Annotated in this window: 24 protein-coding genes, 1 tRNA gene and 2 pseudogenes; 15 read left to right on the top strand and 12 right to left on the bottom strand. The window is 70.7% G+C overall.

Features of this window, described 5'->3' with window-relative positions; genetic code table 11:
• Positions 1–90 precede the first annotated feature (90 nt).
• A complete protein-coding gene (locus E1300_RS00810; RefSeq protein WP_207399406.1) occupies positions 91–1,134 on the top strand; it encodes a hypothetical protein in 1,044 nt (347 codons plus the stop codon).
• A 6-nt stretch (positions 1,135–1,140) separates the two neighbouring features.
• On the opposite strand, the gene E1300_RS00805 is transcribed toward E1300_RS00810, so the two are convergent.
• The 3 genes from E1300_RS00805 to E1300_RS00795 form a co-directional block, all read right to left on the bottom strand.
• Positions 1,141–1,713, bottom strand: a complete 573-nt coding sequence (locus tag E1300_RS00805; protein ID WP_131754884.1) for a septal ring lytic transglycosylase RlpA family protein — start codon at positions 1,711–1,713, stop codon at positions 1,141–1,143.
• 564 nt (positions 1,714–2,277) lie between these two features.
• Positions 2,278–3,813: a hypothetical protein gene (locus E1300_RS00800; protein ID WP_131754883.1), complete on the bottom strand. Its 1,536-nt coding sequence runs from the start codon at positions 3,811–3,813 to the stop codon at positions 2,278–2,280.
• Positions 3,814–4,151: 338 nt separating this feature from the next.
• The gene (locus E1300_RS00795; RefSeq protein ID WP_131754882.1) at positions 4,152–5,261 is read right to left on the bottom strand and encodes a ferritin-like domain-containing protein; all 1,110 of its coding nucleotides are present in this window, start codon (positions 5,259–5,261) and stop codon (positions 4,152–4,154) included.
• A 195-nt stretch (positions 5,262–5,456) separates the two neighbouring features.
• Between E1300_RS00795 and E1300_RS00790 the strand changes: the two genes are divergently transcribed.
• Positions 5,457–6,629 (top strand): sensor histidine kinase, encoded by a 1,173-nt coding sequence (locus E1300_RS00790; RefSeq protein ID WP_131754881.1) that lies wholly within the window; start codon positions 5,457–5,459, stop codon positions 6,627–6,629.
• A gap of 62 nt (positions 6,630–6,691) precedes the next feature.
• Here E1300_RS00790 and E1300_RS00785 read toward each other — a convergent pair whose 3' ends face one another.
• Together E1300_RS00785 and E1300_RS00780 are read right to left on the bottom strand one after the other, a co-directional pair.
• Positions 6,692–7,300 (bottom strand): LURP-one-related family protein, encoded by a 609-nt coding sequence (locus tag E1300_RS00785; RefSeq protein WP_242618865.1) that lies wholly within the window; start codon positions 7,298–7,300, stop codon positions 6,692–6,694.
• 105 nt (positions 7,301–7,405) lie between these two features.
• Complete coding sequence (locus tag E1300_RS00780) at positions 7,406–8,029, bottom strand: TetR/AcrR family transcriptional regulator (RefSeq protein ID WP_131754880.1); 624 nt, start codon at positions 8,027–8,029, stop codon at positions 7,406–7,408.
• 140 nt (positions 8,030–8,169) lie between these two features.
• Between E1300_RS00780 and E1300_RS00775 the strand changes: the two genes are divergently transcribed.
• Positions 8,170–9,513, top strand: a complete 1,344-nt coding sequence (locus tag E1300_RS00775; protein ID WP_131754879.1) for a GH1 family beta-glucosidase — start codon at positions 8,170–8,172, stop codon at positions 9,511–9,513.
• Here the strand turns inward: E1300_RS00775 and E1300_RS00770 are convergent.
• Positions 9,474–9,851, bottom strand: a complete 378-nt coding sequence (locus E1300_RS00770) for a winged helix-turn-helix transcriptional regulator (protein WP_131754878.1) — start codon at positions 9,849–9,851, stop codon at positions 9,474–9,476. The genes E1300_RS00775 and E1300_RS00770 overlap by 40 nt on opposite strands.
• A 91-nt stretch (positions 9,852–9,942) precedes the next feature.
• Here E1300_RS00770 and E1300_RS00765 point away from each other — a divergent pair, with 91 nt between their 5' ends.
• From E1300_RS00765 to E1300_RS00745, 5 genes are all read left to right on the top strand, one after another.
• Complete coding sequence (locus E1300_RS00765; RefSeq protein WP_131754877.1) at positions 9,943–10,686, top strand: SDR family oxidoreductase; 744 nt, start codon at positions 9,943–9,945, stop codon at positions 10,684–10,686.
• 71 nt (positions 10,687–10,757) lie between these two features.
• Positions 10,758–12,467, top strand: coding sequence for a protein kinase domain-containing protein (locus E1300_RS51230; protein WP_131754876.1), 1,710 nt, complete (start codon positions 10,758–10,760; stop codon positions 12,465–12,467).
• Between the two features lies 1 nt (position 12,468).
• A complete protein-coding gene (locus E1300_RS00755; protein WP_131754875.1) occupies positions 12,469–13,149 on the top strand; it encodes a hypothetical protein in 681 nt (226 codons plus the stop codon).
• A gap of 62 nt (positions 13,150–13,211) precedes the next feature.
• On the top strand, positions 13,212–13,835 hold the full coding sequence (locus tag E1300_RS00750) for a VOC family protein (protein WP_131754874.1): 624 nt from the start codon (positions 13,212–13,214) through the stop codon (positions 13,833–13,835).
• Between the two features lie 174 nt (positions 13,836–14,009).
• Positions 14,010–14,537 (top strand): hypothetical protein, encoded by a 528-nt coding sequence (locus tag E1300_RS00745; RefSeq protein WP_131754873.1) that lies wholly within the window; start codon positions 14,010–14,012, stop codon positions 14,535–14,537.
• 68 nt (positions 14,538–14,605) lie between these two features.
• Here the strand turns inward: E1300_RS00745 and E1300_RS00740 are convergent, their stop codons facing one another.
• Positions 14,606–15,340 carry a hypothetical protein gene (locus E1300_RS00740; protein ID WP_131754872.1) on the bottom strand — a complete coding sequence of 245 codons (735 nt, stop codon included), beginning with the start codon at positions 15,338–15,340 and terminating at the stop codon, positions 14,606–14,608.
• A 249-nt stretch (positions 15,341–15,589) separates the two neighbouring features.
• Here E1300_RS00740 and E1300_RS00735 point away from each other — a divergent pair, with 249 nt between their 5' ends.
• A complete protein-coding gene (locus tag E1300_RS00735) occupies positions 15,590–16,153 on the top strand; it encodes an NUDIX domain-containing protein (protein WP_131754871.1) in 564 nt (187 codons plus the stop codon).
• Between the two features lie 18 nt (positions 16,154–16,171).
• Positions 16,172–16,507: a VOC family protein gene (locus tag E1300_RS00730; protein WP_131754870.1), complete on the top strand. Its 336-nt coding sequence runs from the start codon at positions 16,172–16,174 to the stop codon at positions 16,505–16,507.
• Between the two features lie 6 nt (positions 16,508–16,513).
• Here the strand turns inward: E1300_RS00730 and E1300_RS00725 are convergent, their stop codons facing one another.
• The gene (locus E1300_RS00725) at positions 16,514–16,906 is read right to left on the bottom strand and encodes a VOC family protein (RefSeq protein ID WP_131754869.1); all 393 of its coding nucleotides are present in this window, start codon (positions 16,904–16,906) and stop codon (positions 16,514–16,516) included.
• A gap of 7 nt (positions 16,907–16,913) precedes the next feature.
• Positions 16,914–17,123, bottom strand: a pseudogene (locus E1300_RS00720) (hypothetical protein); the annotation flags it as partial.
• Positions 17,124–18,184: 1,061 nt separating this feature from the next.
• Here E1300_RS00720 and E1300_RS00715 point away from each other — a divergent pair.
• Entirely contained in the window at positions 18,185–18,382 is a 198-nt protein-coding gene (locus E1300_RS00715; RefSeq protein ID WP_131754867.1) for a hypothetical protein, read from the top strand.
• 156 nt (positions 18,383–18,538) lie between these two features.
• Here E1300_RS00715 and E1300_RS00710 read toward each other — a convergent pair whose 3' ends face one another.
• Positions 18,539–19,123: a Uma2 family endonuclease gene (locus tag E1300_RS00710; RefSeq protein WP_131754866.1), complete on the bottom strand. Its 585-nt coding sequence runs from the start codon at positions 19,121–19,123 to the stop codon at positions 18,539–18,541.
• An 870-nt stretch (positions 19,124–19,993) separates the two neighbouring features.
• Positions 19,994–20,326 carry a DUF6247 family protein gene (locus tag E1300_RS00705; RefSeq protein WP_131754865.1) on the bottom strand — a complete coding sequence of 111 codons (333 nt, stop codon included), beginning with the start codon at positions 20,324–20,326 and terminating at the stop codon, positions 19,994–19,996.
• 299 nt (positions 20,327–20,625) lie between these two features.
• On the opposite strand from E1300_RS00705, the gene E1300_RS49735 reads away from it, so the two are divergent.
• Positions 20,626–20,772, top strand: a complete 147-nt coding sequence (locus tag E1300_RS49735) for a hypothetical protein (RefSeq protein ID WP_165502615.1) — start codon at positions 20,626–20,628, stop codon at positions 20,770–20,772.
• 88 nt (positions 20,773–20,860) lie between these two features.
• Here E1300_RS49735 and E1300_RS00700 read toward each other — a convergent pair.
• Positions 20,861–20,934, bottom strand: a tRNA-Gly gene (locus E1300_RS00700).
• A gap of 100 nt (positions 20,935–21,034) precedes the next feature.
• On the opposite strand from E1300_RS00700, the gene dcd reads away from it, so the two are divergent.
• The 3 genes and pseudogenes from dcd to E1300_RS00685 all read left to right on the top strand — a co-directional run.
• Positions 21,035–21,610 carry a dCTP deaminase gene (gene dcd / locus E1300_RS00695; protein WP_131754864.1) on the top strand — a complete coding sequence of 192 codons (576 nt, stop codon included), beginning with the start codon at positions 21,035–21,037 and terminating at the stop codon, positions 21,608–21,610.
• A gap of 162 nt (positions 21,611–21,772) precedes the next feature.
• Positions 21,773–23,029, top strand: coding sequence for a quaternary amine ABC transporter ATP-binding protein (locus tag E1300_RS00690; protein WP_131754863.1), 1,257 nt, complete (start codon positions 21,773–21,775; stop codon positions 23,027–23,029).
• Between the two features lie 64 nt (positions 23,030–23,093).
• Positions 23,094–23,885, top strand: a pseudogene (locus E1300_RS00685) (ABC transporter permease); the annotation flags it as partial.
• Positions 23,886–23,888: the final 3 nt, after the last annotated feature.

Genomic DNA, 23,888 nt, shown 5'->3' with positions numbered 1-23,888 from the left:
CCACCGCCCGCACAGGCACCGGTCGCACAGGCACCGGTCGCACAGGTGCCGCCCGGGCAGGCACCAGTCGCGCAAGCGCCGACCGCGCAGATGCCGGCCGCGCAGATGCCGGCCGCTCAGGTGCCGGTCGTCCATGCGCTGCCCGTGTACGGCACCGCCGCGGGCGCCGGCTACGTCGCGCTGCCGCCGACGGCGGTGGACGCCGTCGCCACCGGCGCGACCCGGCTGATCATCGCCTGGCCGGGCTTCGACCCGCCGCGCACGGCGGGCGCGCTGGCCGCCGCGATCCCGATGACCGGCGTCCCGGCGTGGCGCGTCTTCCTGGACCTGCCGGGCCGGTCGCCGGGCGGGCTCGGCTCCGGCGCGATCCTGGAGAGCGAGGCCGTCGAGGCCTACGGCGCCGCTGTGATCCGCGCCGTCGAGAGCCTGCCCGCCACGGTCGCGGAGCTGCGCCGCGACCTCGCGATCCCGGACGGCCCGATCGGGCTCGCCGGGTTCAGCGCGGGCGCCGCCGCCGCGCTGCTGGCGGTCGCGCGCGGGACCGTTCCGGTGAGCACCGCCGCGCTCGTGGCGCCGGTCGTCGCGCCGTCGCGGGCCGCGCGGGCGGTGGAGAAGCGCGCCGGACGCGACCGGACGTGGACCGAGCCGGCCCGCGCGCTCGCCGACCGGCTCGACCTCGGCTCCCTCGCCGGCGACATCGCGGCCCGCGACGTGGCGCTGCTGTTCGTCGCGGGCGCCAAGGACCGGGTCGTCCCGCCCAGCGAGATCACCGCCCTCTGCGACGCGCTGCGCCGCTCCGCCGCCTCCTTGACGGCCGCCGCCCCGGCGGACGGGCCACCGGCGGACGCCTCCCCGAACGCGTCCGGGGAGGCGTCCGGGGAGGCGTCCGGAACCGGGTGCGCGGTGGAGTCCGTCACGCTCCGGATGGGGCACGCGCTGGTCCCGGAGCCCGGGACCGAGCCGCGCCCGCCGATCACCGAGGCGGTGCGGGCGGACGGCGTCCTCACCGAGTGGTTCCGGGAGCGGCTCGCCGAGGTCCGGCACCTTCCCGTCGCGGAGGCCCCGGCCGTGCGGGTCTCGCTCGCCGAGCGGGTGAAGGCCGCGGCGGCGAGCGGTGCGGGCTCCGACCGCTGAGCGCGGTCAGCGGCGGGCGAGCACCTCGTAGCGGACGGGGATCACGCCCGCGCCGGTGCCACCGACCTCGGCCATCGCGGCCTTGGACAGGTCCAGGCAGCGGCCGCCCGCGTACGGGCCGCGGTCGTTGATGCGGACGATCACCGAGCGGCCGTTGTTCTTGTTGGTCACGCGGACCTTCGACCCCATCGGCAGCGTCTTGTGCGCGGCCGTCAGCTCGCTCGGGTCGAACGGCTCGCCGCTGGCGGTCATCTGCCCCTCCCAGTAGTAGGAGGCCTGGCAGGAGCCCGACTTCAGCACCTTGTAGGCGGGTGCCTTCTTCTTCGGCTTGGGCTTGGCCGTCTTCGCGGGCTTCGCGCTCTTCTTCGGCGCGGGTCCGGGGGAGCGGGTCTTTCCCCTGCTGGCCCGGGTGGGCGCGGCCCGGGGCGGGTCGGCCGCCGGTGCCGTGGCCTGGGGGGCGGTGAGCTGGGGGGCGGTCTGCGCGGCCTGCGCCGACTCGGCGGAACCGCCGCCGCTGAGGAGGGCGAACGCGCCGGCCGCGAGGACGGCCATGGCGACGCCGGAGACGATCAGGAGCATGCGAAAGCTGACCTTGGGGCTACCCACAGAGGAGTCCTTCGATCGGGGACAGGGCCCCGGACGCCCGGCGTTTCGTGAACCGCCGTTCCGGCGGCGCGCTCAGGCGACGCTCACGTCCCCGAGTTCCCGCCGCCCGCGGGTGCGCATCACCCGCTCTCGCGCCCTTCTCGCAGGCGCTTCCGCGTCATCGCGGAACTGGCGTCCGGCCGGTGCGGCGCAAGGCGATACGCGATTGACAATCTTCCCGCCGCACACAAGTTCATGACCGTACGTTGTGCTCCGCATGGTACGACCACAACGCCCCTGTTTGTGGGATAAGTCACCTCTCTTTTTGCCGTGCGAAGTCGATCGACTCCGCAGCGCCACCGCCTTCGTAGATCGATTTGACAGATCCTTGACCGCCTGATCTCAGCCGGATAACAACTGCGAAATCGGAATTTGCAGGAAAAGCGAACGGGGCGTTCCGCGGATGCGACGGCATTCGCGGAACGCCCCGTCAGGGCTGGTCGCGCGCCGCGCCGGCGGCGCGCGGTGACCTTGGGCGAACCTCGGGTCGGACCTCGGTCAGCCCTTGGGCGTGGCAGAGAGACCGGCCCCCGGGACGCCCTGGAGCGGGTTCACCGGAAGCTGCTTGAAGGGCATGCCGGGCACCATGCTGAGCACGCCGCTCAGCGGGTCGGCCGACGTCGGCGCGACCGCGTACCGCGCACCGGCGTAGCGCTTGCCGGCGCCGGTCGAGGGCTTGCCGGGCAGAACGGGCGCGCCGCCGACCTTCGTCCCCACCGGGTTGGACACGTTGCCGGCCTTGAGGACCTCGTTCACCAGGCTGATGGTCCGGTCGGTCGACTTCAGGGCGTCGTCCACCGGCGCCGGGTTGGAGCCCATGACGCGGTGGGCGGCGGACGGGCGGCCGTGGCCGCCGTGACCCGCGTGCCCGCCGGCGGGACGGCCGTGGTGCGTTCCCGGACGGACGCCCGGCACGGGCCCCGGGTCGGCGGGCTGCTGCTGTAGCGGGCCGGTCGGGTTCTGGAGCAGCGGGAGACCGAGGTTGGCGACGGCGTCGAGCGGCCCATCGGCCGGAGCGGCAGGCGCATCGGGCGCGGCCGGAGCGGCGGGCGCGGCGGGCGCGGCGCGGCGGGCGCTGATCGTCTTGGGGCCGCTCGAACCGCTCAGCGGGCCGAGCGAGCCGAGCTGCTCGGGGTTCAGGAGCTGCGGCGGACGGCCCGTGTTGGCGGGCGAGGTGAGATCGCCGACGATCATGAGCGCGGGGCCGACGGGCACGGGCAGCCGGCGCTCGGCGGGCCGCTGCCGGGCCCGCAGCGCGCCGCCGGCGCGGTGCGGGGCGTTCCCGCAGGTCCCGGTGGACGGGGCGGCGGCGCTGCGGGCGTTCTCCAGCGACACGTTGGACAGCGGGAGGCTGCCGCCGAGCGAGGTCTTCTTCTTCGGCTTGATCACCATCTTGGTCTTGCCGAACGGCAGCCCGAGACCGGCGGTGGACGTGGCGCGCAGCGACTCGGGCACGCGGCGCAGCCCGGGCAGCGTGTTCTCGGGGACGATGCCGTTCGCCTTGTCCAGCAGGCCGCCGGGGTTCAGGGCGCACGGAGCGGCGGGCAGCGCCGCGGACCGGGCGGCGGGCAGCGCGGTGGACCGGGCGGCGGACGGCGCGGCGGCGGTTCCGGTCCGCGCGAGGCGCTGGGCGCCGCGGCCCGCGGCACGGCTCCGGCCGGACAGCACGCCGTACCGGCGGCCCTTCCCGGGCTTGCGGACTCCGCCCTTGCCCGCCTTGCCCGCCTTGCTCCCCCTGCCGGGCCGGCCGTGGGCGGACGGCTTGGACGGCGCGGGGAGCAGGCCGGGCGCCGCGGCGTCCTCGGCGGTGGACAGGGCGGTGTCCAGGGCGGAGGCGGACAGCTCGGCCGCCTTGCCGGTCACGCCCGCGACGGGTGCCGGGACGGCCTGCGCCGGGACCGCGGGCCCCACCGTGCGGCCGAGCAGGTCCGAGGCGGGCCCCTCGGCGTGCGCGGCCGCCGCGGAGACGGCCACCGCCGCCGCGACGGGGACGAGCACGGAGACGCGGAGCAGGCTTCTGGCGGATCTGTTCATTCTTCCCCCCGGGGTTTTCGAGATCTGACCCTGCACGTGTGCGCGCTGCGTCCCCGAGTGATGCCGAGTGGCTTGGGAAACCGCCGCACCGTCGAGCGGGGACATTAGTACAGGGCGGGAGGACGCACAGCCGTTACGGAAATCAGTTGGCCAACACAATGAAGATCTACGAAGAATGGCCGAGGAGGAAGGAACGGGCGCCATAACGCGACATCATCGAACGATTCGCCCGGCCCTTTGATAAACGCTTTGGCCCCGCGTGGGGGGACCATGGCGCGGGCAGCGCGACGGGGGCGCCCCGGGCCCGTCCCGGAGCACCCCCGCTTTTTACCTGTCGTCTACTCCGCGGCGCCGCCGAGGGAGATGGCCTCGTCGACCTCCTCCTTGCGCGCGGCCACTTCGGCCGCGTACCGCTCCTCGTCCACCTTCTCGGCGATCTCCTCGTCCTGGCGCATCAGCGCTTCGAGGTCCGCCTTGGCGTTGTCGAGCACGCCCATGTCGGCGTAGGCCGCCTGCACCTTGTCGCCCCAGAGGCCGACGTCGCGGACGCACGGCACGATCCGGCTGAACAGCAGCGACTGGTAGAGCGTGTACATGTCCGAGTTGTCGACGTACTTCATGCACTCGTCGACGGGCATGCCGAGCTGCTCGAACACCTCGCGGCCCTTGAAGCGGTCCCGCATCAGGTAGCAGCCCTCGACGACGAACTCCTCGCGCTCCGCGCGCTCCTTGTCGGTCAGCTCGGCGTAGTAGTCCCGGAGCGCGAGCCGGCCGAACGCGACGTGCCGCGCCTCGTCCTGCATGACGTACGCGAGCAGCTGCTTGACCAGCGGGGTGGTCGACAGGTCGCGGTAGAGGCCGAAGGCCGCGAGCGCGAGGCCCTCGATGAGCACCTGCATGCCGAGGTAGGGGAGGTCCCAGCGGCTGTCCTCCAGCGACTCGGCGAGCAGCTTCGCGAGGTCCTGGTTGATCGGGTAGTACATGCCGATCTTCTCGTGCACGAACTTGGTGTACAGCTCGACGTGCCGCGCCTCGTCCATGGTCTGCGTGGCGGCGTAGAACTTGGAGTCGAGGTCCGGGACGGACTGCACGATGCGGGCCGAGACGTTCAGCGCGCCCTGCTCACCGTGCAGGAACTGGCTGAACAGCCAGGCGCCCTGGTGCCGGCCGTACTCGTCCCGCTCCTTCTGGGTCATCTTGTCCCAGATGTCGGAGCCGAACAGCGGGTTGAAGTGCTCCGGGAGGCCCGCGACGTTGAACGGATCGACCTCCTGGTCCCAGTCGATGCGCTTCTGGGCGTCCCACTGCTTGTCCTTGCCCTTCTGGTACAGGTTGAGCAACCGGTCCCGGCCGTCGTCGTACTCCCAGGTGAAGCGGGAGTCTCCGGCCATCGGGACGTTCCAGGTGTCGGTGCTGACCGGCGTGGTGTACAGGTCGTACGAACTCACGGGGGAAGCCTCCTCCGGGGATGCGCGGCCGCGTTCGCGGGCGCGGGGGGGCGCGGGGAAAAGTGGTCCGCCCATCGCTTTACATCTCTTCGTAACATGTAAAGCGCGCGGAGACCATAGCCCGGACGGACCCACTTCCCCGCATTCCGCGCGCGGACCGCTCCGCGACCGCCGTCGGCGTACGATTCAGGCCTGATGACCATGCTTTTCGACGGCGACGCCCGGAATCCCCCCGACCCCGCCCAGTCCCGGAAGCGGCGGACGTTCTGGGCCGCCACCGGGCTCGTCTACATGGTCCCGCTCGTCCATGTCCTCTCCGGGTACACGGGGGCCAGGCTGTGGCTCGGGGTCCTCGGCACGCTGGCCTTCGTCGGCCTCTACCTGGCGACACCGCTGAGCATGACCAGCTGGATCCACCCCGTGCGCACGCGCACCTACGTGATGCTCGCGCTGTTCGCCGCGCTGTGCGCCGCCCTCCCTTTCGGCTTCGGGAACGCCTGGACGGGCATGCCGATCTACCTGTCGCTGATCTGCGCGATGACGCTGCCGATGTGCCGCGTCCTGTGGGGCGTCGGCGCGGCGGCGGCGCTCGCCGCGCTCCAGGGCGCGCTGATCGACGGCGCGCGGGACTCGCTGCCGGTCATCACCGTCACCACGGCGTCGCTCGGCGTGTTCATGTTCGGCTTCCGGCACGCGCGGACGCTCGTCCAGGAGCTCCGCGAGGCGCGCGGCGAGGTGGCCCGGCTGGCCGCGGCGGACGAGCGGCTCCGCATCGCCCGCGACCTGCACGACCTGCTCGGGCAGGGGCTGTCGCTGATCGTCATCAAGGCGGAGCTGGCGCGGCGGATCGCCGGCCGGGACGTCGACCGGGCGCTGGCCGAGGTCGCCGACATCGAGTCGGTGGCGCGCCAGTCGCTCGCGGACGTGCGGGCGGCGATCTCCGGCTACCGCCGCCGCGACCTCACCGAGGAGCTGGACGGTGCCCGCGCGGTCCTGGCGGCCGCCGAGGTCGAGGCCGTCGTCCGCGTCCCGGGCGAACCGCTCCCGGACGCGGTGGACGGCCTGTTCGGCTGGGCGGTGCGGGAGGGGGTGACCAACGTCGTCCGGCATGCCCGCGCCCGCACGGTGACCATCACGGTCGCCCGCGAGCGCGAGTGCGCCGTGCTGGAGGTCGTGGACGACGGGCGGGCGCGGCCCGAGGCGGCGGACGCCCCGGGCAACGGCCTGACCGGGCTGGCCGAGCGGGTCGCGGCGGCGGGCGGCACCGTCGACGCGGGCCCCCGCCCGGAGGGCGGCTTCCGGCTGGCGGTCCGGGTGCCGCTGGCACCGGAGGGGATCATGCCCGCGCCGTCCGCCACCGCCCTCTGACGCGCGCCGCCCCTCGGACCGGGCCGCCCGCCGGTGACCGGTCACCGGCGGGCCGGCGGCGATCAGCGCGACTGGAGGGCGTCCAGGCCGATGGCCTGGGCGATGACCAGGCGCCGGTCGAGGCGCGGGTCCTTGATCTCGACGACGTACCGGTCGCGGAACCCGAACTTCTTGTCCACCGAGAAGACGACCTGGTCGCCGGCGTGGAAGTCGAAGTGGTACGGCCAGGCGAACGGCAGGTTCTCCACGTACGGGATGACGTTCCAGACCCGCCGCAGCACCGCGACGAACTTGTTGCGCTCGCTGCCGGTCGTCACGCCGAGGCCGGGCTGCTCCAGGTGCCAGGTCGAGGCGATCAGCGACTTCTTGAAGTCCTTGCGGAACACGCCGATCGGCTGGCCCGACGCGTCCGTGATGTCGTACGCCGAGGCCAGGTCGATCCGCTTGCGGGCCTTGAAGCCGAGGATCGGACGGGTCTTGGAGTCGTCGGCGTACAGGGTCACCTGCTCCTTGAACGCCATGCGCTTCTGCTGCGCGAAGGCGAGCAGCTCGCCCTCGGACCCGTCGGGCGCCTCGGCGTGGACCTCGTACTGGTTCACCATCAGGCGGAGGCGCTGCCGTATCAGCAACCTGGTCTGCGCCTGGAACCGCTCTTCGTCCAGCGGACTCACCCGTTCCGTCGTGAAATCGTGAAACAAGGGCGGAGTCTGCCATACGTATCGGACGTAGGGCGGCGAACGGCACAGTCCGGACTCGGCGCCCGGTCCAGCGGTATCTCAGGACTTCTCGATGTGCCCCGCGAGATAGCCGTGGATGAGCCGCTCGGCCTCGGCGAGGATCTCGGGATCGCCGTCCGGGTCGCGGCGGAAGGCCAGCTTCAGCACGGCGTCGCCGGCCTCCACCGCGATGGCGAGCGCGGTGGCGAGCGCGGGGGTGTCCTGGATCGCGAACGTCTCGACGATCATCCGGCGGAGCCGGTCGGCGACGACCGCGTTGTTGTCGGCGTCGGAGTCGAGCAGGTTGACGTCGGCGACGTCGCCGAAGCGCAGCACGCGGAAGCCGGGGACGGTCCGGTGCATCTCCACGAAGATGCCGATGATCGCGCCGACCGTGTCGGACCAGTCGGCGAAGGTGCCGTCGGCGAGCGTCCGGGAGATGCGCGCGCCGAAGACCTCCAGGTTGCGCAGCGCGAGCGCCTGCGCGACCGCGCGCTTGTCGGGGAAGAACTGGTAGACCGAGCCGATCGCGACCTCGGCGCGCTGGGCGATCCGCGTGGTGGTGAGGCCCTCGTAGCCGTCCTCGTCGAGGATCTCCGCGCACGCGTCGAGCATCCGCTGGACGCGTTCGGCGCTGCGGCGCTGGGCGGGACGGCGGCGGAGCGGGGTCCGGATGTCGGTCACCGCACCATTGTCACCCGAGCGGCGCGCCCGCCGGCATGCCCGCCGGGACGATCCGCGCCGCGGGGACACCCCACTCTTCCGCCGCGACCCGCCGCGCCCCTAAAATCCGAAAAACATTCGCATCCTGGGGAGGGGCGCCGATGGGGTTCCCGGACGGCTTCCGGTGGGGCGTCGCCACCGCCGCGTACCAGATCGAGGGCGCCGTCGCCGAGGACGGCCGCGGCCCCTCGACCTGGGACACCTTCGCCCACACGCCCGGCCGCGTCCGCGACGGCCACACCGGCGACGTCGCCTGCGACCACTACCACCGGTGGCCCGAGGACGTCGCGCTGCTGGCCGGTCTCGGCGTCGACGCCTACCGGTTCTCGATCGCGTGGCCCCGCGTCCAGCCGTCCGGCGGCGGGCCCGCCAACGCGAAGGGCCTCGACTTCTACGACCGCCTCGTGGACGCCCTCCTCGCGAACGGCATCATGCCCGCCGCCACCCTCTACCACTGGGACCTCCCCCAGCCGCTGGAGGACCGGGGCGGCTGGATGGACCGCGACACCGCCTACCGGTTCGCCGAGTTCGCCTACCTCGCCGCCGAGCGCCTCGCCGACCGCGTCGGCATGTGGATCACGCTGAACGAGCCCGTCGTCGTGATGGCGTACGGCTACGCGTTCGGCGTCTACGCGCCCGGCCGGACGCTCATGCTCGGCGCCCTGCCGACCGCGCACCACCAGCTCCTCGGCCACGGCCTCGCCGTCACCGCGCTGCGCGGGCGCGGCGCCCGCGAGATCGGGCTGACCAACCACTACTCGCCCGCCTGGGCCGCGGACGCGTCCAGCCCCGGCGACCTGCGTGCCGCGGACGCGTTCGACACCCTCATGAACCGGCTCTTCACCGATCCCGTCCTGCTCGGCCGCTACCCGGACATCGCCGAGCACGTCTCCGGGCACGGCGGACCGGACTTCGCCTCGTTCGTCCGCCCGGAGGACCTCGCGGTCATCTCGGCGCCCATCGACTTCCTCGGCGTGAACTACTACCAGCCGACGCGGGTCACCGCACCGCCCGCGGGAGGTCCGCTCCCCTTCGACATGGTCGACATCATGGAGTTCCCGCGGACGGGCATGGGCTGGCCCATCGTCCCGGACGGCCTGCTGTCCCTGCTCCGCACGCTCGGCGAGCGCTACCGGTCCGCGCTCCCGCCGATCTACATCACCGAGAACGGCTGCTCGTTCCCCGACGAGCCCGGCCCCGGCGGGACGATCGACGACGCGGCCCGCATCGCCTTCCTGGACGCGCACATCGCCGCGACCCGCACCGCCGTCGACGAGGGCGCCGACGTCCGCGGCTACTTCGCCTGGTCGCTGCTCGACAACTTCGAGTGGGCCGAGGGCTACCACCCGCGGTTCGGCCTCGTCCACGTCGACTACGCGACGCAGCGGCGCACGCCGAAGCGGTCCTACGCCTGGTTCCGCGACCTCATCGCCGCCTCGTCGTAGGCCAGCTGCGCGCCGACGATCTCTGGCGCGTGCTCCTTGATCCAGCCGGTCAGGGCCCGCAGCGGCTCCCCGATGCCGCGGCCGAGCCCGGTCAGCCCGTACGACACCTTCGGCGGGACGGACGGCTCCACCGTCCGCACGACCAGCCCGTCCCGGACGAGCGTGCGCAGCGTCTGGGAGAGCATCTTCTCGCTGATGCCCTCGATCCGCTCCCGGAGCTCGAAGAAGCGGAGATCGCCGCCGCCGAGCGCGGTCAGGACGAGCACGCCCCACCGCCCGCTCACGTGGTCGAGCACCACCCGCGCGGGGCAGTCCCGCCGGAAGACGTCGTCGCTCACGCGCCTCACCTCGCCAACTACCGTGGGGTTAGCAGCTTACCGAAAGGTACGTACTTCCGTTTCGTAAGCCCGGCGGCCTACCGTCCAGCGCATGGACACCGCACTCATCACGGGCGCCGGACGCGGGATCGGTGCCGCCACCGCGCGAGAGCTGGCCCGCCTCGGCCTCCATGTGGCCGTCAACTACCACCGCGACCGGGACTCGGCGGAGGCCGTCGTCAAGGAGATCGAGACGGCCGGCGGAACGGCCCGCGCGTTCCGCGCCGACGTCCGCGACCCGTCCGAGGTCACGGACCTGGTCACGGACGTCACCGCCGCCTTCGGCCCGATCCAGGCCCTTGTCTGCAACGCCAACATCGCACCGCCGTTCGCCCCGCTGGCCGAGATGTCCTGGGAGACGTTCATCGGCAAGGTGGACGGCGAGCTCGCCGCCGTCTTCCACATCACCCGGGCCGTCCTCGCGACGATGCCCGACCGCGGCCGGATCGTCTACGTGTCCAGCCTCAGCGCCGAGCTGACCCGTTCCGGCGCCATCGCCCACGCGTCCGCCAAGGCCGCCCTGGACGCCTTCGCCCGCCACGTCGCCCTGGAGGCGGGCCCGCGCGGCATCGCGGTCAACGTCGTCTCCCCGGGCCCCGTCCGCACGGAGACCTCGCCCGCCACCAGGACACCCGAGCTCGAAGCCGTCCTGGCCGACCGCTCCATCCTCGGCCGCATGGTCGAGCCCGAGGACGTCGCCGCGGTCATCGCCGCCTTCGCCGCCGGCGCCTTCCACGCGGTGACCGGCGCCCGCGTCCCCGTGGAGGCGGGCTTCCGCGTCCTGTCCGGCCCCTGATCACACCACCCGCCACCGGACCGGGCGACGCGGATAGCCTGCTGTCGCCCCGTCCCGGTGGAGGTCCCCCTATGCCCGAGCCCCGTCCGCTGCGCCCGAACGATCCCCGCGAGATCGGCGGGTTCCGGCTCACCGCCCGGCTCGGCGAGGGCTCCCAAGGCGTCGTGTACCTCGGCACGTCCGGAACGGGGGAGCGCGTCGCGGTCAAGGTGCTGCACGCCGAGATCGACGGCGACGAGCGGGCCCGCACCCTGTTCGAGCGGGAACTGGCGACGGCCGGGCAGGTCGCCCCCTTCTGCACGGCGCGCATCATCACCGCGAAGGCGGACGGCGACTCCCCCTACATCGTCAGCGAGTACATCGACGGGCCGTCGCTGCGCCAGTCGGTCGCCGAGTGCGGCCCCTTCCCCGCCGCGGAGCTGACCCGGCTCGCCATCGGCACCGCGACGGCGCTGGCCGCGATCCACGAGGCGGGCGTCGTGCACCGCGACCTCAAGCCGGCGAACGTCCTGCTGGGCCCGGACGGCCCGAAGGTCATCGACTTCGGCATCGCCCGCTCGCTGGAGGCCACCTCCGCGAGCCTCACCGGCGCGGTCGGGACGCCCGCCTACATGGCTCCGGAACAGATCGCGGGGACGACCGGCGGCCCGCCGCTGGACCTGTTCGCCTGGGCCTGCACCATGGCCTACGCCGCCAACGGCACGCCGCCGTTCGGCCAGGACTCGATCCCGGCGATCATGCACCGCATCCTGCACGCCCCTCCCGAGCTCGGGCGCCTCGACGGCCCGCTCCGCGACCTGGTCGCGTCCTGCCTAGCGAAGGACCCCGCGCGACGTCCCACGGCCCTGGACGTCCTGAAGCGGCTGCTCGGCACCGACCGCCGGGAGAACCTGCTCGCGGAGGGCACCTCGGCGGCGGCGACCCTGACCGGCCGCGGCGGAGCCTTCCCGCCGCCGGTTCCGGCGGGGTTCGCCCCACCGCCGTTCGCGCGACCGGGCCCTCCCTACCCCTACGCGACCTTCCCTCCGGCGCCAGGAACGACGGTGCCCGGCCCCGGCGCGCCGAAGAAGAACAGCCGCCTGCTCGTGATCGGAGCCGTGGCCGCCGTCGCGCTGCTCGCCGTGGCCGGGACGACCGCCGCCGTCCTCCTCAACGGAGACGACGACAAGGGCGGCAGGCCGCAGTCCTCGACGACGACCTCCGCCTCCCAGGCGGCCAGCCGGTGCACCTACCTCCCGGCGACGGCCGACAAGGCCGTCGTCAAGGACGTGGGGACACCCTCCCCGAACCCGCAGGCACGGGGCCTGGTGACGGCGACGGTCCAGACGAACCTGGGAAGGATGGTGCTGGAACTCGACGCGTCCAAGGCGCCCTGCACGGTGAACTCGATGGTCTACCTCGCGAACCGGAAGTACTACGACGGCACGTCCTGCCATCGCCTCACGACCACCACCGAACTGAAGGTCCTCCAGTGCGGCGACCCGTCCGGAACAGGGACGGGAGGCCCGTCCTACCGGTTCGGCAGCGAGAATCTCGGCCCCCGGTACGCCCGAGGCGTCGTCGCCATGGCGAACGCGGGCACAGCGGACAGCAACGGGAGCCAGTTCTTCATCCTCTACGACGACGCGCCCACCCTCTCGCCGTCCTACACGGTCTTCGGACGGGTGACAGGCGGCATGGACATCGTCGACCAGGTCGCCCGCGCCGGAGTGGACGGCCAGGACGACGGCAAGCCGAAGCGGAAGATCACCATCAGCACCCTCCGCACCCGGAGCGCCTGACGTGCTCGACGACCTGTACGCGGCGTTCGCGGACGTGACCCGCCCCTCCTCACTCGACGGGTGCCCCTGCTGCGTCGCGCCCGGCGAGGACCGCCCGCTGCTCGACCGCCCCCTGCGCGACCTCACGCCCGACGACCTCGGCAGGTACGCGGCCAAGGCACTGAACACCTGGGGCGGCCCCGACGACCTGCGCTACTTCGCGCCCCGGCTCCTCGAACTCGCCGCCGCCGACGACCTCGACGCCGAGCCGATCTGCCTGAAGCTCGCCCAGGCCGGCTGGCGGGACTGGCCGCAGCGCGACGCGGTCACCGCGTTCCTCGACGCGTTCTGGTCGCGGACGCTGGCGCGCTTCCCGTCCCGCCCGTCCGCCGGGACGGCGCTCTGCGCGCTCGGCGGCGCCGCCGCCGACCTGGCACCCCGCCTCTCCGCATGGGGACGCCTCGACTCCACGACCGCGATCCGCCACCTGCACGCGTTCACCACCGACGAGCTGACCTGGCGACGCGGCCGCCCCAGGCTGCTCAACGCGTTCTGGGACGACACAGGCGTAGCGTATGAACAGGTGGTCGCCTGGCTCACCGGAGGAGACGCCGCGGAGGCCGTCCGCGACGCCTTCGAGCGGACGGACGACGAGGAGATCCTCGACCTGCTCATCCGGACCGAGGAGCGCCTCACGCCCTGACCGCCGCTTCCGGACGCCCGCCCACGGCCCCCGCCGCCCGTCCCTGAGCGACAATGATCTTCATGCCCGTCATCGACGAAGCCCTGGACCACCTCGTCTACGCCACCCCCGACCTGCCGGCGACGCTCGACCGGGTCCACCGGCTCACCGGCGCGCGACCGGTCGAAGGCGGCCGCCACCCCGGCCTCGGCACCCGCAACTACCTGCTCGGCCTCGGCGGACGCCGCTACCTGGAGATCGTCGGACCCGACGGCGACCAGCCCGAACCGGCCGCCCCGCGCCCGTTCCGGATCGACACCCTCACCGCGGCCGAACTCGTCACCTGGGCGATCCGGGCCGCCGACATCCGCGACCGCGTGGCACGGGCCCGCCGCCACGGCTACGACCCCGGCGACGTCGAGGACATGTCGCGCCGCACCCCCGCCGGCGACCTCCTGAGCTGGCGCCTCGCCTACGCCCGATCCGGCCTCGTCCCCTTCCTCATCGACTGGGGCACCACCGCGCACCCGACCGCGCAGGGCCTCCCGACCGTCCCGCTGACCGCCCTCACCGGCACCCACCCGGAACCCGACGTCATCCGGAGCGGCCTGGACGCCGTCGGCGCCCACCTGGACGTGACGGCCGCGGCCCGTCCGGGCCTGACCGCCACCCTGTCCTGCCCGTCCGGCCCCGTGGTCCTCACCTGACACGGAAACGCGAACGCCAACACAATTCCGGCGTCACTCGGTTACTTTCCGATAAGGCCCGGACTCACAATGCGACGACCAGATCCGGACGCCCTTTATCCGCTTGCACGAAGATCGACATCTGATAGAGTTCACCTCTCTTTCCCCCCGCTCCATCACCCCCAAGGGACACCCATGCGCAAATTCGTCACGGCCGGCCTCGGTATCGCCGCGCTGGCTGCGACGGTCGGCGTCGCCGCACCGGCCGCCGGCGCCGCCACCACCCCGGCCCCGCACCCGATCACCCGTTCCACCGACGGGTTCGGCGGGCCGGCCGTCTCCGCGAAGGACACCGGGAAGTTCCACCGGATCGGCTACATCCACTCCTTCAAGGCGCCGGCGGTCAAGGGCGCGACGGTCTGGGGCCACTGGTACTGGGCCCGCTACGGCGACGGACCGGGCTTCGTCTACCTGGTCACCAAGGTCAAGGACACCAGGAAGGACGGCAAGGCCGCCGGCTTCTGCTACTACCTCAAGGGCCCGGACGTCGACGTCCGCGACTACTGCTATGTGAACACCAAGGGCTACAACAAGACCCTTCGCATCGCCGGGGAAATCGACAACTGGAACAAGACGACGTTCCGCGTCCAGGCCGGCGTCGGAGTCATCAAGAACAACCTCTTCTACACTTCCGCCGTAGGCCGCTGGCTCAAGGTGCACTAACCCGAAAAGGCGGCGCCCCCACCCGGGGCGCCGCCTTTCGCGCCGTCCGGTGAGCGAAGAGAGCGGCCTCAGCACGGCGAGAGCGGCGCCGTGAACAGATGCACGGCGAGGGTGAGCAGCGGCGGACCGCCGACCCACGCAAGGCGGGCCACGACGTCGGCCACGGGCACCATGCGCCTCCGATAGCGCCCGCTGGGCCACACCACGCGATCCGTGCCGGCGACGCGGAACGCGATGAAGCGCTTGTCCGGAAGTCGCTGGACCTGGAGCCCGTCCAACGATGTCAGGGCGTTGACGAACTGGCCGTTCAAGAGCGGTACGTACACCCGACGAGTCCCTAGATCGACCGTCACGACCTTGCGGCGACCGAACTCGTAGAGCGCGACGACCTGGCCCGCGGTTAGGCCCGCCCGCGCCGCCCGGAGGACGGCAAGCCAGTGCCGACGCCGGTGAACGAGGTACCGGGTGATCGCGGCGGCGGGCAGGACGAACAGGAACAGGATCATCCCGGACACATCGTCCAGCTGGTCCTCATCGCTCTCCCACGTCCAGCAGGTGGCCGCTGAGTACTCCACCACGCGTACCTTCTCGCCGGGCCGGTAACCGTCTGACGCGTCCGGGCGCCCATAACGCTCGACCCCCTCTGCACCGGTCCAGTGGAGGACCGGCAGGTCGCCGCCCGGGCGAGGCGGCTCCACGGTCGCGGTGTACTCCGGCGCGGTGGCCAGCCGTACCGTGTCGACCATGGCGTCAAGGTTCAGACGCAGATACAGCACCCAGCTCAGCAGGAACAGACCGACCATCAGGATCGCCGCCGCCGGTGCTGGGCACGGGCCATGGGCGGACTCAAACCGACCGCGGAGGGCGGGAGAAGCGGAATCCGCGTACTCGCCCCCACCGCCACCGGGGCGCTCTTCCGCGGTCGGCGGCGCCTCCACGCTCGTCCCAGCATGTCGAAACCCCCACCTGATTGGACGCGCCCCACCGCCCCGGGGATCACTCGGACGATCAGCCGATGGAGTGCGCCGCCCGGGATCCGGCATGATGCGGAGATGCCAGACCAGGACGCGCGCGAGCGAAGTCACCTCCTCCACCTCCTGAACGACCTGGAACCGTGGGACGCGACAGAGGAGCAGCATCGTCGGCAGGCCACGGAGTGGATCACCAGCGGGGCTCCCTTGTATCGCACGCGCAAACCCGACGTCCCTCCGATCCACCTGGTGAGCTACGCCATCCTGATCGAGCACGGGCGCATCCTGATGGTCGATCACCGGCTCGCCGGCCTGCGTCTCCCACCGGGCGGACACGTCGAGCCGAGCGAAGAACCCTGGCGCACAGTGACGCGCGAGACCCACGAGGAACTAGGCGTGGAGGTCGTTCCGAACTCCGCCGAGTGCCCCTTCTTCGTCACCTGGACGCAAACACGTGGAGCAGGCCGGCACACCGACGTCTCGCTCTGGTACCTGGCGCACCCCTCGACGAGCGTGACCACATTCGACGACCGCGAGTTCGCAGGCATCGAATGGATGAGCCCCTCCGAAATCCTCACCACCCCGATCACTTCACTGGACCCGAACATGCACCGCTTCACGCACAAACTCCAAGCCGTCCTCTAACCCGCGAGGAGCAGCCAAGTGGACTTGTACAGCGTCATGTGCGTAAGCGACCGGACCAGCGCATCGGAGTGGTACGAGGCGTTCTTCGGACGTCCCGCCGACGAGGTCATCGGCGAAGAGCACCTATGGCAGGTCGGCGAGAACGCGTGGATCGTCATCGACGACCGGGAGATGCGAACCACACGGATAGGCGGCGCCATGGTCACGTTCGGTGTGACCGACCTCGACGACATCCTCGCCCGCCTCGCCGCGCACGGCATCGCCCACGAACCAGTGGAGACCTACAGCAACGGCGTTCGCCACGTGGTCGTGCTGGACCCAGACGGCAACAGCCTGTCACTCGCCGAGGCGTGAAGCGGCTTACCGGTGGCAGACGACCTCCAGAGTGACGCCGTCAAACCCTTCCCAGAACGTGGCGTAGTAGGTGGGATGGTACTGAGGGAACTCCTGCGGCTCGTACAGCACGTTCGCGCCTCGCTCGACCGCCCACTCATGCAGACGATCCACCTCCGGACGGGTCTTCACCATGAAAGCCAGGTGTTGAAGGCCAGGACGATGCCGTGAGTAGTCGGCGTCCTCCAGCGCGGGATAGAAGAACAGGTACGTGCCGGGCTTGCCGTCCACAGGACGGTAGGAGAACTCCTCATCAGTGGCGAAGAAGCTCTCGAAGCCGACCAGGGGCATGAACTCGTCGTAGTACGCCTTGGCTTGCGCGAGGTCCCGGACGTTCACTCCAATATGACCAAGGGGCATTCACCGATCATAGACAAGAGACCACACGCGAAGCGCAGAAGGCTAATTCCCCGACTGGCCCATACACCAGTCCGAGCGTCCCGGACAGGTACGCCAGGCGCAGATTCAGGGGCTGGTCCATCTCGGGGAACAGCGGCGCGCCTTTGCCGGTGGCGGCGGGCTGCACCCACAGCCGGTACTCGTCGACCACACCGAGCCTGATCAGCGAGTGCACGAACGCGGCGCCACCCGGGCGGACCGGGTGATCGCAGACGGCCTAGACGCGCTCGTCCAGGCAGAGCGACAGGCACCGGACGACGAGGACGACGACAGAGGAGCGGGGGCACTCGTGCCGGTGGCTTAAGTGCCCGCTAATTGCCCGGTAGCGTGAGTGTGACCGGAACAACTAAGGCCCAGGTCTGGGGATCATGTCCCTGGCCTGGGCCTTCATGCTCGGAGCGGGTGACGGGAATCGAACCCGTGCTGTCAGCTCGGGAAGTCACTTTCCTGGATCAACGATCACCAGCAAGGCCGCTGAGCTGCCCTTGCGTGCCCAACCCCGTGAGCGACCGCACGTGCCCGTGGTTGTCCGCTCCAACGGGCACGGCTTCCGCCGCACAGCGTGCGCGCACAGTGGTCTAGCGGTCGGTAATGCGCCGCCACCACCAAGGCTGATCTTCTGTAGCGAGCGGATCCGGCAAGGTCCGTTCGCGGAACTGCTCAACGAGCGGAGACATGACCGCCTCAACCTGCCGTCTGGCTGGACTGGGGAGCGCCCGCGTGATCATGTGAAGAGTGTCCAACGCGTCTCGGGGATCATGACATGGGCAAGTTGTATCCGGGTCCAATGTCAACGTTCGGCCTTGCTGGCCAAGGAACCATGCCAACGCAGAGAGCGCAGTGCCCATCTCCTGGACCGATGGACAAGCGCCCGTCCGTGAGGCGTGCTCAATCTGCCGTAGCACCTTCGCAGGCACGCCTTCGGGGACGCGTGACGGTGGCTTTGCATGCTTGGTGTACCGGATTGCCCGTACACGACTTGGCGGCCTTCGGCTCATGGGTGTGTTCGTAGAGACGCCATGGCGCCATGTTGACATTGACGCTATAGCAGCACCACCCACCTGCCTGAGCTTCCTCCCTCACTCCACGACGACCGCAGCGGGCGCGGCCTCTGCTTCCCGGAGTCGGCGTGCCCCCGCCGGAGGCAAAGAAGACCTCGGCCACGTGGTGGCCCGCGACTGGGCGGCGGCGCGGACCCCGTGACCGCCGGCGACTGGCGGACGGGGCAGCGGCGGCACGATGCGCGGTCCGGCGCGGCCGTCCGGTGACCGGCGTCCACGCCGCACGCTCCGGACGGCCCGGCGCGGGGCCGCGCAGCGGCCTGAGCGCCGCCGCCCCTTGACGCTCGGCAAGATGGCCAAGCGCGAGCTCAAGAAGGCGAAGGGGAAGAAGGGGAAGGGCAAGAAGAAGCCGGGCGCCTCGGGATCGGGCACGTAACGGGCACGGCGGCCGGTGATAGCGAAAGGCCCAGGCTGGAGCGTGACTCGCTGACCTGGGCCTTCATGCTCGGAGCGGGTGACGGGAATCGAACCCGCGCTGTCAGCTTGGGAACCCTGGGCCACCAGTAGGCGGTCTGCCTCTCGTTCTGCGACGTCAGCGTCCGCGGACGGCCTTGAGGTCGATGTCGAGAGAGAAAGGCAGAGTCGCGGAGATGCGGTCGTGGTGGACGCCGGTCGCGATATACAAGCCTGTGGCGTCGTCGAGTTCGTAGGTATAGATCGCGAACGCCGGCGCGGTCTGGTCGGTCTCGACTCGCCAGTAGTGCCGGATACCGGCCGCTGCGTACAGGGCCGGTTGCATGCGTCGGTCCTTGCGCTTGGTGGATGGTGACACCACCTCGGCGACGAGGGTGACCGACTCGGCATGGATCGGACGTTCGTAGGGGTCGTGCTCGGCCGAGTAGACGACGATGTCGGGAGCGATCTCGACCGGCTCTGTCTCGTCCTCGTCCAGCAGCACGTCCACGTCCGTGTCCACCTGCCAAGCGTCGGTGGCCGCCTCTTCGAGAGAGGTCGCCAAGCGCCGCGCGATGCGCTGGTGGATCGGGCGGGGCCGTGGGCCGACGACGAGTTCTCCGTGGATGAGGCTCACACGTACAGGGAGGTCTTCGGGAAGCGCCTCGTAGTCTGCCCGAGTCCAGGTGTCACCGGACGGCAAGGGGAGGGTCATCGCAGGCATGGCTCCTGGTGCCTCCGGTCAGATCGTCGGGTGCTGGTGCCTTAGCCAGGGTACCTTCGGCGCACCTACTTGGGGCTTCGCCACGACCGCTGACCGGTGCGATCCCGCTGGTCTGCGCTCACCGAGGGTCAGGCCAGCGTGGGCGGGCCCCGGTGGCGGTGAGGCTAATCGCACGCTCATTGCACGGCGACCGTAGAAGCCCGGAGATCATGTCTCTGCCCCGGGCCTTCTGTGTGGAGCGGGTGACGGGAATCGAACCCGCGCTGTCAGCTTGGGAACCATCGCGATCTTGCCTGTCACAGCGCCTGACCTGGCGTTCGGACGTTCCGCAAGTAACCGTGATCGACCCCCGATCGCCGCTCTTAATGGCACGCTAATGGCACGCAGCGGGTCCACTGACCTGCGGCGCGTCAGCCGCTCTCGCTCTGCGAGCGCGGCCAATCGATGCCACCTCGATGCGGACCACCGGTACACTCAGCCCATCGCAGTCTCACCCACGTAGTGACGTGTGCCGCTGGCAGGTCGCGTAAGCCGTTATGTGGGGCTGTTGCTGTACTTCCGTGCTGTACAGCAGAACCACCGACCTGCCTCATCACCGACGTCCAGCGGCGTCGGGGCGATGAATCAGAGCCACGTAACGCGGATCAGGCACGTCTCCCGCTGCTCCTCCAGGACGAAGTAGACGGCAAGGCCGCCGTCTCCGAAGGCGAGCGTGAGCATGTTGCCTCGGGGGTTGGACCTGCCGAACGGCCGACCACTCCACGGAGAGACCTCCAATAGAGTGATCAGCTCGGCGAAGGGACCGAGAGCCTCATCCGGAAGGGCAGAGACCTGCTCCTCGACCTCCGGCGTCAGGATGAGCCGATACAACTACCCTCGGGCCTCACGCTCGGCGAGGATCTCGCGCACAGACCGCCCCCGGGGAACCGGCTCTCCTGCCTGGATGCGCTCGGCCATCGCATGCATCCGCCGCCGGCCTTCGGGATCCTTGGCAGAGTCACAGGCCGCGAGCCACCACATGTGCACGAAGTCGTTCAGGACACCCAGATCCAGGCTGACGCGCACCTCGTCGAGCACGGCCTTGAGACCGGCGTCGAACGCGTCGCGGTCCTGCGCCACCACGAGAGCAGACCGGATAGCACGAAGACCCTTCCCCGGCAGGGGCATACCGTCTGCTGGGTAGTCCTGCGGTTGCGCGGTCATCACAAGCCCTCCTCTCCCGCACCTAAAGCCTACAGACCTCGGCCCGCCTCGCGCCCAGATCGGCCGGAGGACGGCGAGGCCCAGTAGCACGCTGACCTTCTGGTCCGTAGCAAGATCAGGACCTTCCAGAGAAGTCCCCACGGGTCCCCGACCAGCACCGCGACGTCCCGCGCGTCCACATCCATCCAAGATCATCTCTGTGGGAGCGGTGTCAAGCATCAGAAGGGCCGCGAGATTCGCGCCGTGCTACCCCGGATGGCGCTCGACTGAAGCCCACACGAGGCGGGTCACGAGGTGACATGCGGGCCGCGCTGCGCTACCAGCACAAGTCGGCCAAGGGCGACCGCGCCATTGCCGATGGCCTCGATGCCCTGGTTCAGGCAGAGCAGGGCCAGGACGACGACGAGGACGGTGGAGCGGGCGGGGCGCTGGTGCCGGTGGCTTAATGGCCCGCTAATGGCCCAGCGGTGAAGACGACCAAAAACGATCAAGGCCCAGGCTCGGGAAGCATGTTCCTGACCTGGGCCTTCGTTATGGAGCGGGTGACGGGAATCGAACCCGCGCTGTCAGCTTGGGAAGCTGAAGTTCTACCATTGAACTACACCCGCGTGAGGCGGTGGGGTGAACCGCCGCTCGGACATCGTACCGGAAAGTGCGAGGGGGTGTGGCGGGGAGCGGGCGGGGGCGGCAGGCCGGTAGCTTTGCGACGTGCTGCTCTCCGATCGCGACATCAGGTTCGAGCTCGAGTCCGGGCGGGTCAAGATCGACCCGTACGACCCGGCGATGGTCCAGCCGTCCAGTGTGGACGTGCGGCTGGACCGGTACTTCCGGGTGTTCGAGAACCACAAGTACCCGCACATCGACCCCGCGGAGGAGCAGAGCGATCTGACGCGGCTGGTGGAGGTGGACGCCGAGGAGGCGTTCGTGCTGCATCCCGGGGAGTTCGTGCTGGCGTCCACGTACGAGGTGTTCGCGCTGCCGGACGATCTGGCGGCGCGGTTGGAGGGGAAGAGCTCGCTCGGGCGGCTGGGACTGCTGACGCACTCGACGGCGGGGTGGATCGATCCGGGGTTCGGCGGGCACGTGACGCTGGAGCTGTCGAACGTGGCGACGCTGCCGATCAAGCTGTGGCCGGGCATGAAGATCGGGCAGATGTGCCTGTTCAGGACGAGTTCGCCGGCGGAGTATCCGTACGGGTCGGAGAAGTACGGGTCGCGGTACCAGGACCAGCGGGGGCCGACGCCGTCGCGGTCGTACCTGAACTTCCACCGGACGAAGGTGTGAGCGAGATCACCGAAAGATGAAACTTTCTCGCTGGACGGGTAGTTTCGATCGACGCATCACTGTGGCGTCCGGTTGACATCTCTTTTCGCGTGAGTCGCGTCTCGGGCGCCGTCCCGGAGACGAACGGTTTCCGCGCTCGGCGTGGGAACGCGAAAGGAGATCGTGTCCATACTGCGCGCGGAAAGCGTCACGAAGCTCTTCGGCCGGAAGGCGGCGGAGGCCCAGCGGAGGCTGGGGGCGGGTGCGGATCTGGAGGAGGTCCGGGCGCTCGGTGTCATGCCCGCCGTCGTAGACGCCACGTTCGAGGTCGAGCAGGGCGAGATCTTCGTGGTCATGGGGCTGTCCGGGTCGGGCAAGTCGACACTGATCCGGATGCTGAACGGCCTGCTGGAGGCCACCTCGGGGACTGTTCTGATCGACGGGCAGGACGTCGCGAAGCTGTCGCCGAAGGCGCTGCGGGCGCTGCGGCAGAACAAGGTCAGCATGGTGTTCCAGCACTTCGCGCTGTTCCCGCATCGGTCAGTGCTGGCGAACGCGGCGTACGGGCTGGAGGTCCGCGGGGTCCCGAAAGAGGAACGTGAGGGTAAGGCCCGGGAGTTCTTGCGGCTGGTCGGGCTGGAGGGCTGGGAGGACAGGCTGCCCGGGCAGTTGTCGGGCGGCATGCAGCAGCGGGTGGGGCTTGCGAGGGCGCTTGCGGCGGGCACCGACATCATTTTGATGGACGAGGCGTTCAGCGCCCTGGACCCGCTGATCCGGCGGGAGGTGCAGGATCTGCTGCTGGACCTTCAGGGGCGATTCGGGAAGACCATCGTGTTCATCACTCATGACCTCAATGAGGCCATGCGGATCGGTGACCGGATCGCGGTGATGCGCGAGGGGCGGATCGTCCAGATCGGGACGGCGGAGGAGATCCTGACCGATCCGGCGAACGATTACGTCGCCCAGTTCGTCGCGGACGTGGACCGTACCAGGGTGCTGACGGCTCGTTCGGTGATGGAGAAGCCGCTGGTCACGGTGCCGGCGAACACGGGGCCGCGGACGGCGCTGCGGACGATGCGGGAGCACCAGACGTCCGCGGCGTTCGTGGTGGGGCGGGACCGGAGGCTCGTGGGCAAGGTGACGGCCGAGGTGATCGCGGACGCGGTGGCGGACGGTGTGCAGACCCTGGACGGGCTGCTCGACCCCGGAGACCTGGACCCGGTGGCGGCGGACACGCCGGTGGCGGAGCTGTTCGCGCGGTGCGCGGAGAGCGATCTGCCGGTGCCGGTGGCGGACGCGGACGGGACGCTGCTCGGCGTCATCCCGCGGGTGACGCTGCTGGCGGCGCTCGGGGCGATCAACACGCATGTGGACGAGGTGCTGGACGAGGGCGCGGGCGCGCCGGAGCCGGCGTTGGTGAAGGAGGGCACCGGTGAGTGACGTGCTGCCCCGGGTGCCGGTGGGCGAGTGGTTCGACAGCCTCGTGACCTGGTGCACGGACAATCTCGGGTGGCTGTTCGACGGGATCGGCTCGGTGATCGAGTCGACCGTCGAGGGGCTGACGGACGTGCTGACGTTCCTCCCGCCGCTGGCGCTGACGGTGGTGCTGGCGGTGCTGGCGCTGTTCCTGCGGGGCTGGAAGCTGGGGCTGTTCACGCTGCTCGGGTTCGGATTGATCGAGAGCATGGAGCTGTGGGAGCCGGCGATGGACTCGCTGGCGCTGGTGATCGTGTCGGCGGTCGTGTCGGTGGCCATCTCGATTCCGGTGGGCATCGCGGCGGCGCGGAACGAGGCGGTCAGCCGGGTCGTGCGGCCGGTGCTGGACCTGATGCAGACGATGCCGGCGTTCGTCTACCTGATTCCGGCGATCTTCTTCTTCAGCATCGGCGTGGTGCCGGGCGTGGTCGCGACGGTGATCTTCTCGCTGCCGCCGGGGGTGCGGCTGACCGAGCTCGGCATCCGCGGCGTGGACCCGGAGATGGTCGAGGCGGGCGAGGCGTTCGGGACGCCGCCGAACCGGATCCTGACGCGGATCCAGATCCCCCTCGCCATGCCGTCGATCATGGCGGGCGTCAACCAGCTGATCATGCTGTCGCTGTCGATGGTGGTGATCGCGGGCATGGTCGGCGCGGGCGGGCTCGGCGGCGAGGTGCTGGAGGGCATCAACCGGGTGGACGTCGCGAAGGGCTTCGAGGGCGGCCTCGCGGTCGTCGTCCTGGCCATCTTCCTCGACCGGATCACCGGGGCGCTGGGCGACCGCACGCAGATGTCGCGCGCCACGGCCGGCAAGTCTTGATCT

The organism is Actinomadura fibrosa, assembly GCF_900659615.1.
In the GTDB taxonomy this organism is placed as follows: domain Bacteria; phylum Actinomycetota; class Actinomycetes; order Streptosporangiales; family Streptosporangiaceae; genus Spirillospora; species Spirillospora fibrosa.
Note: the sequence above shows the minus strand (reverse complement) of the source record. Positions and strands in the feature narration are given on the sequence as shown.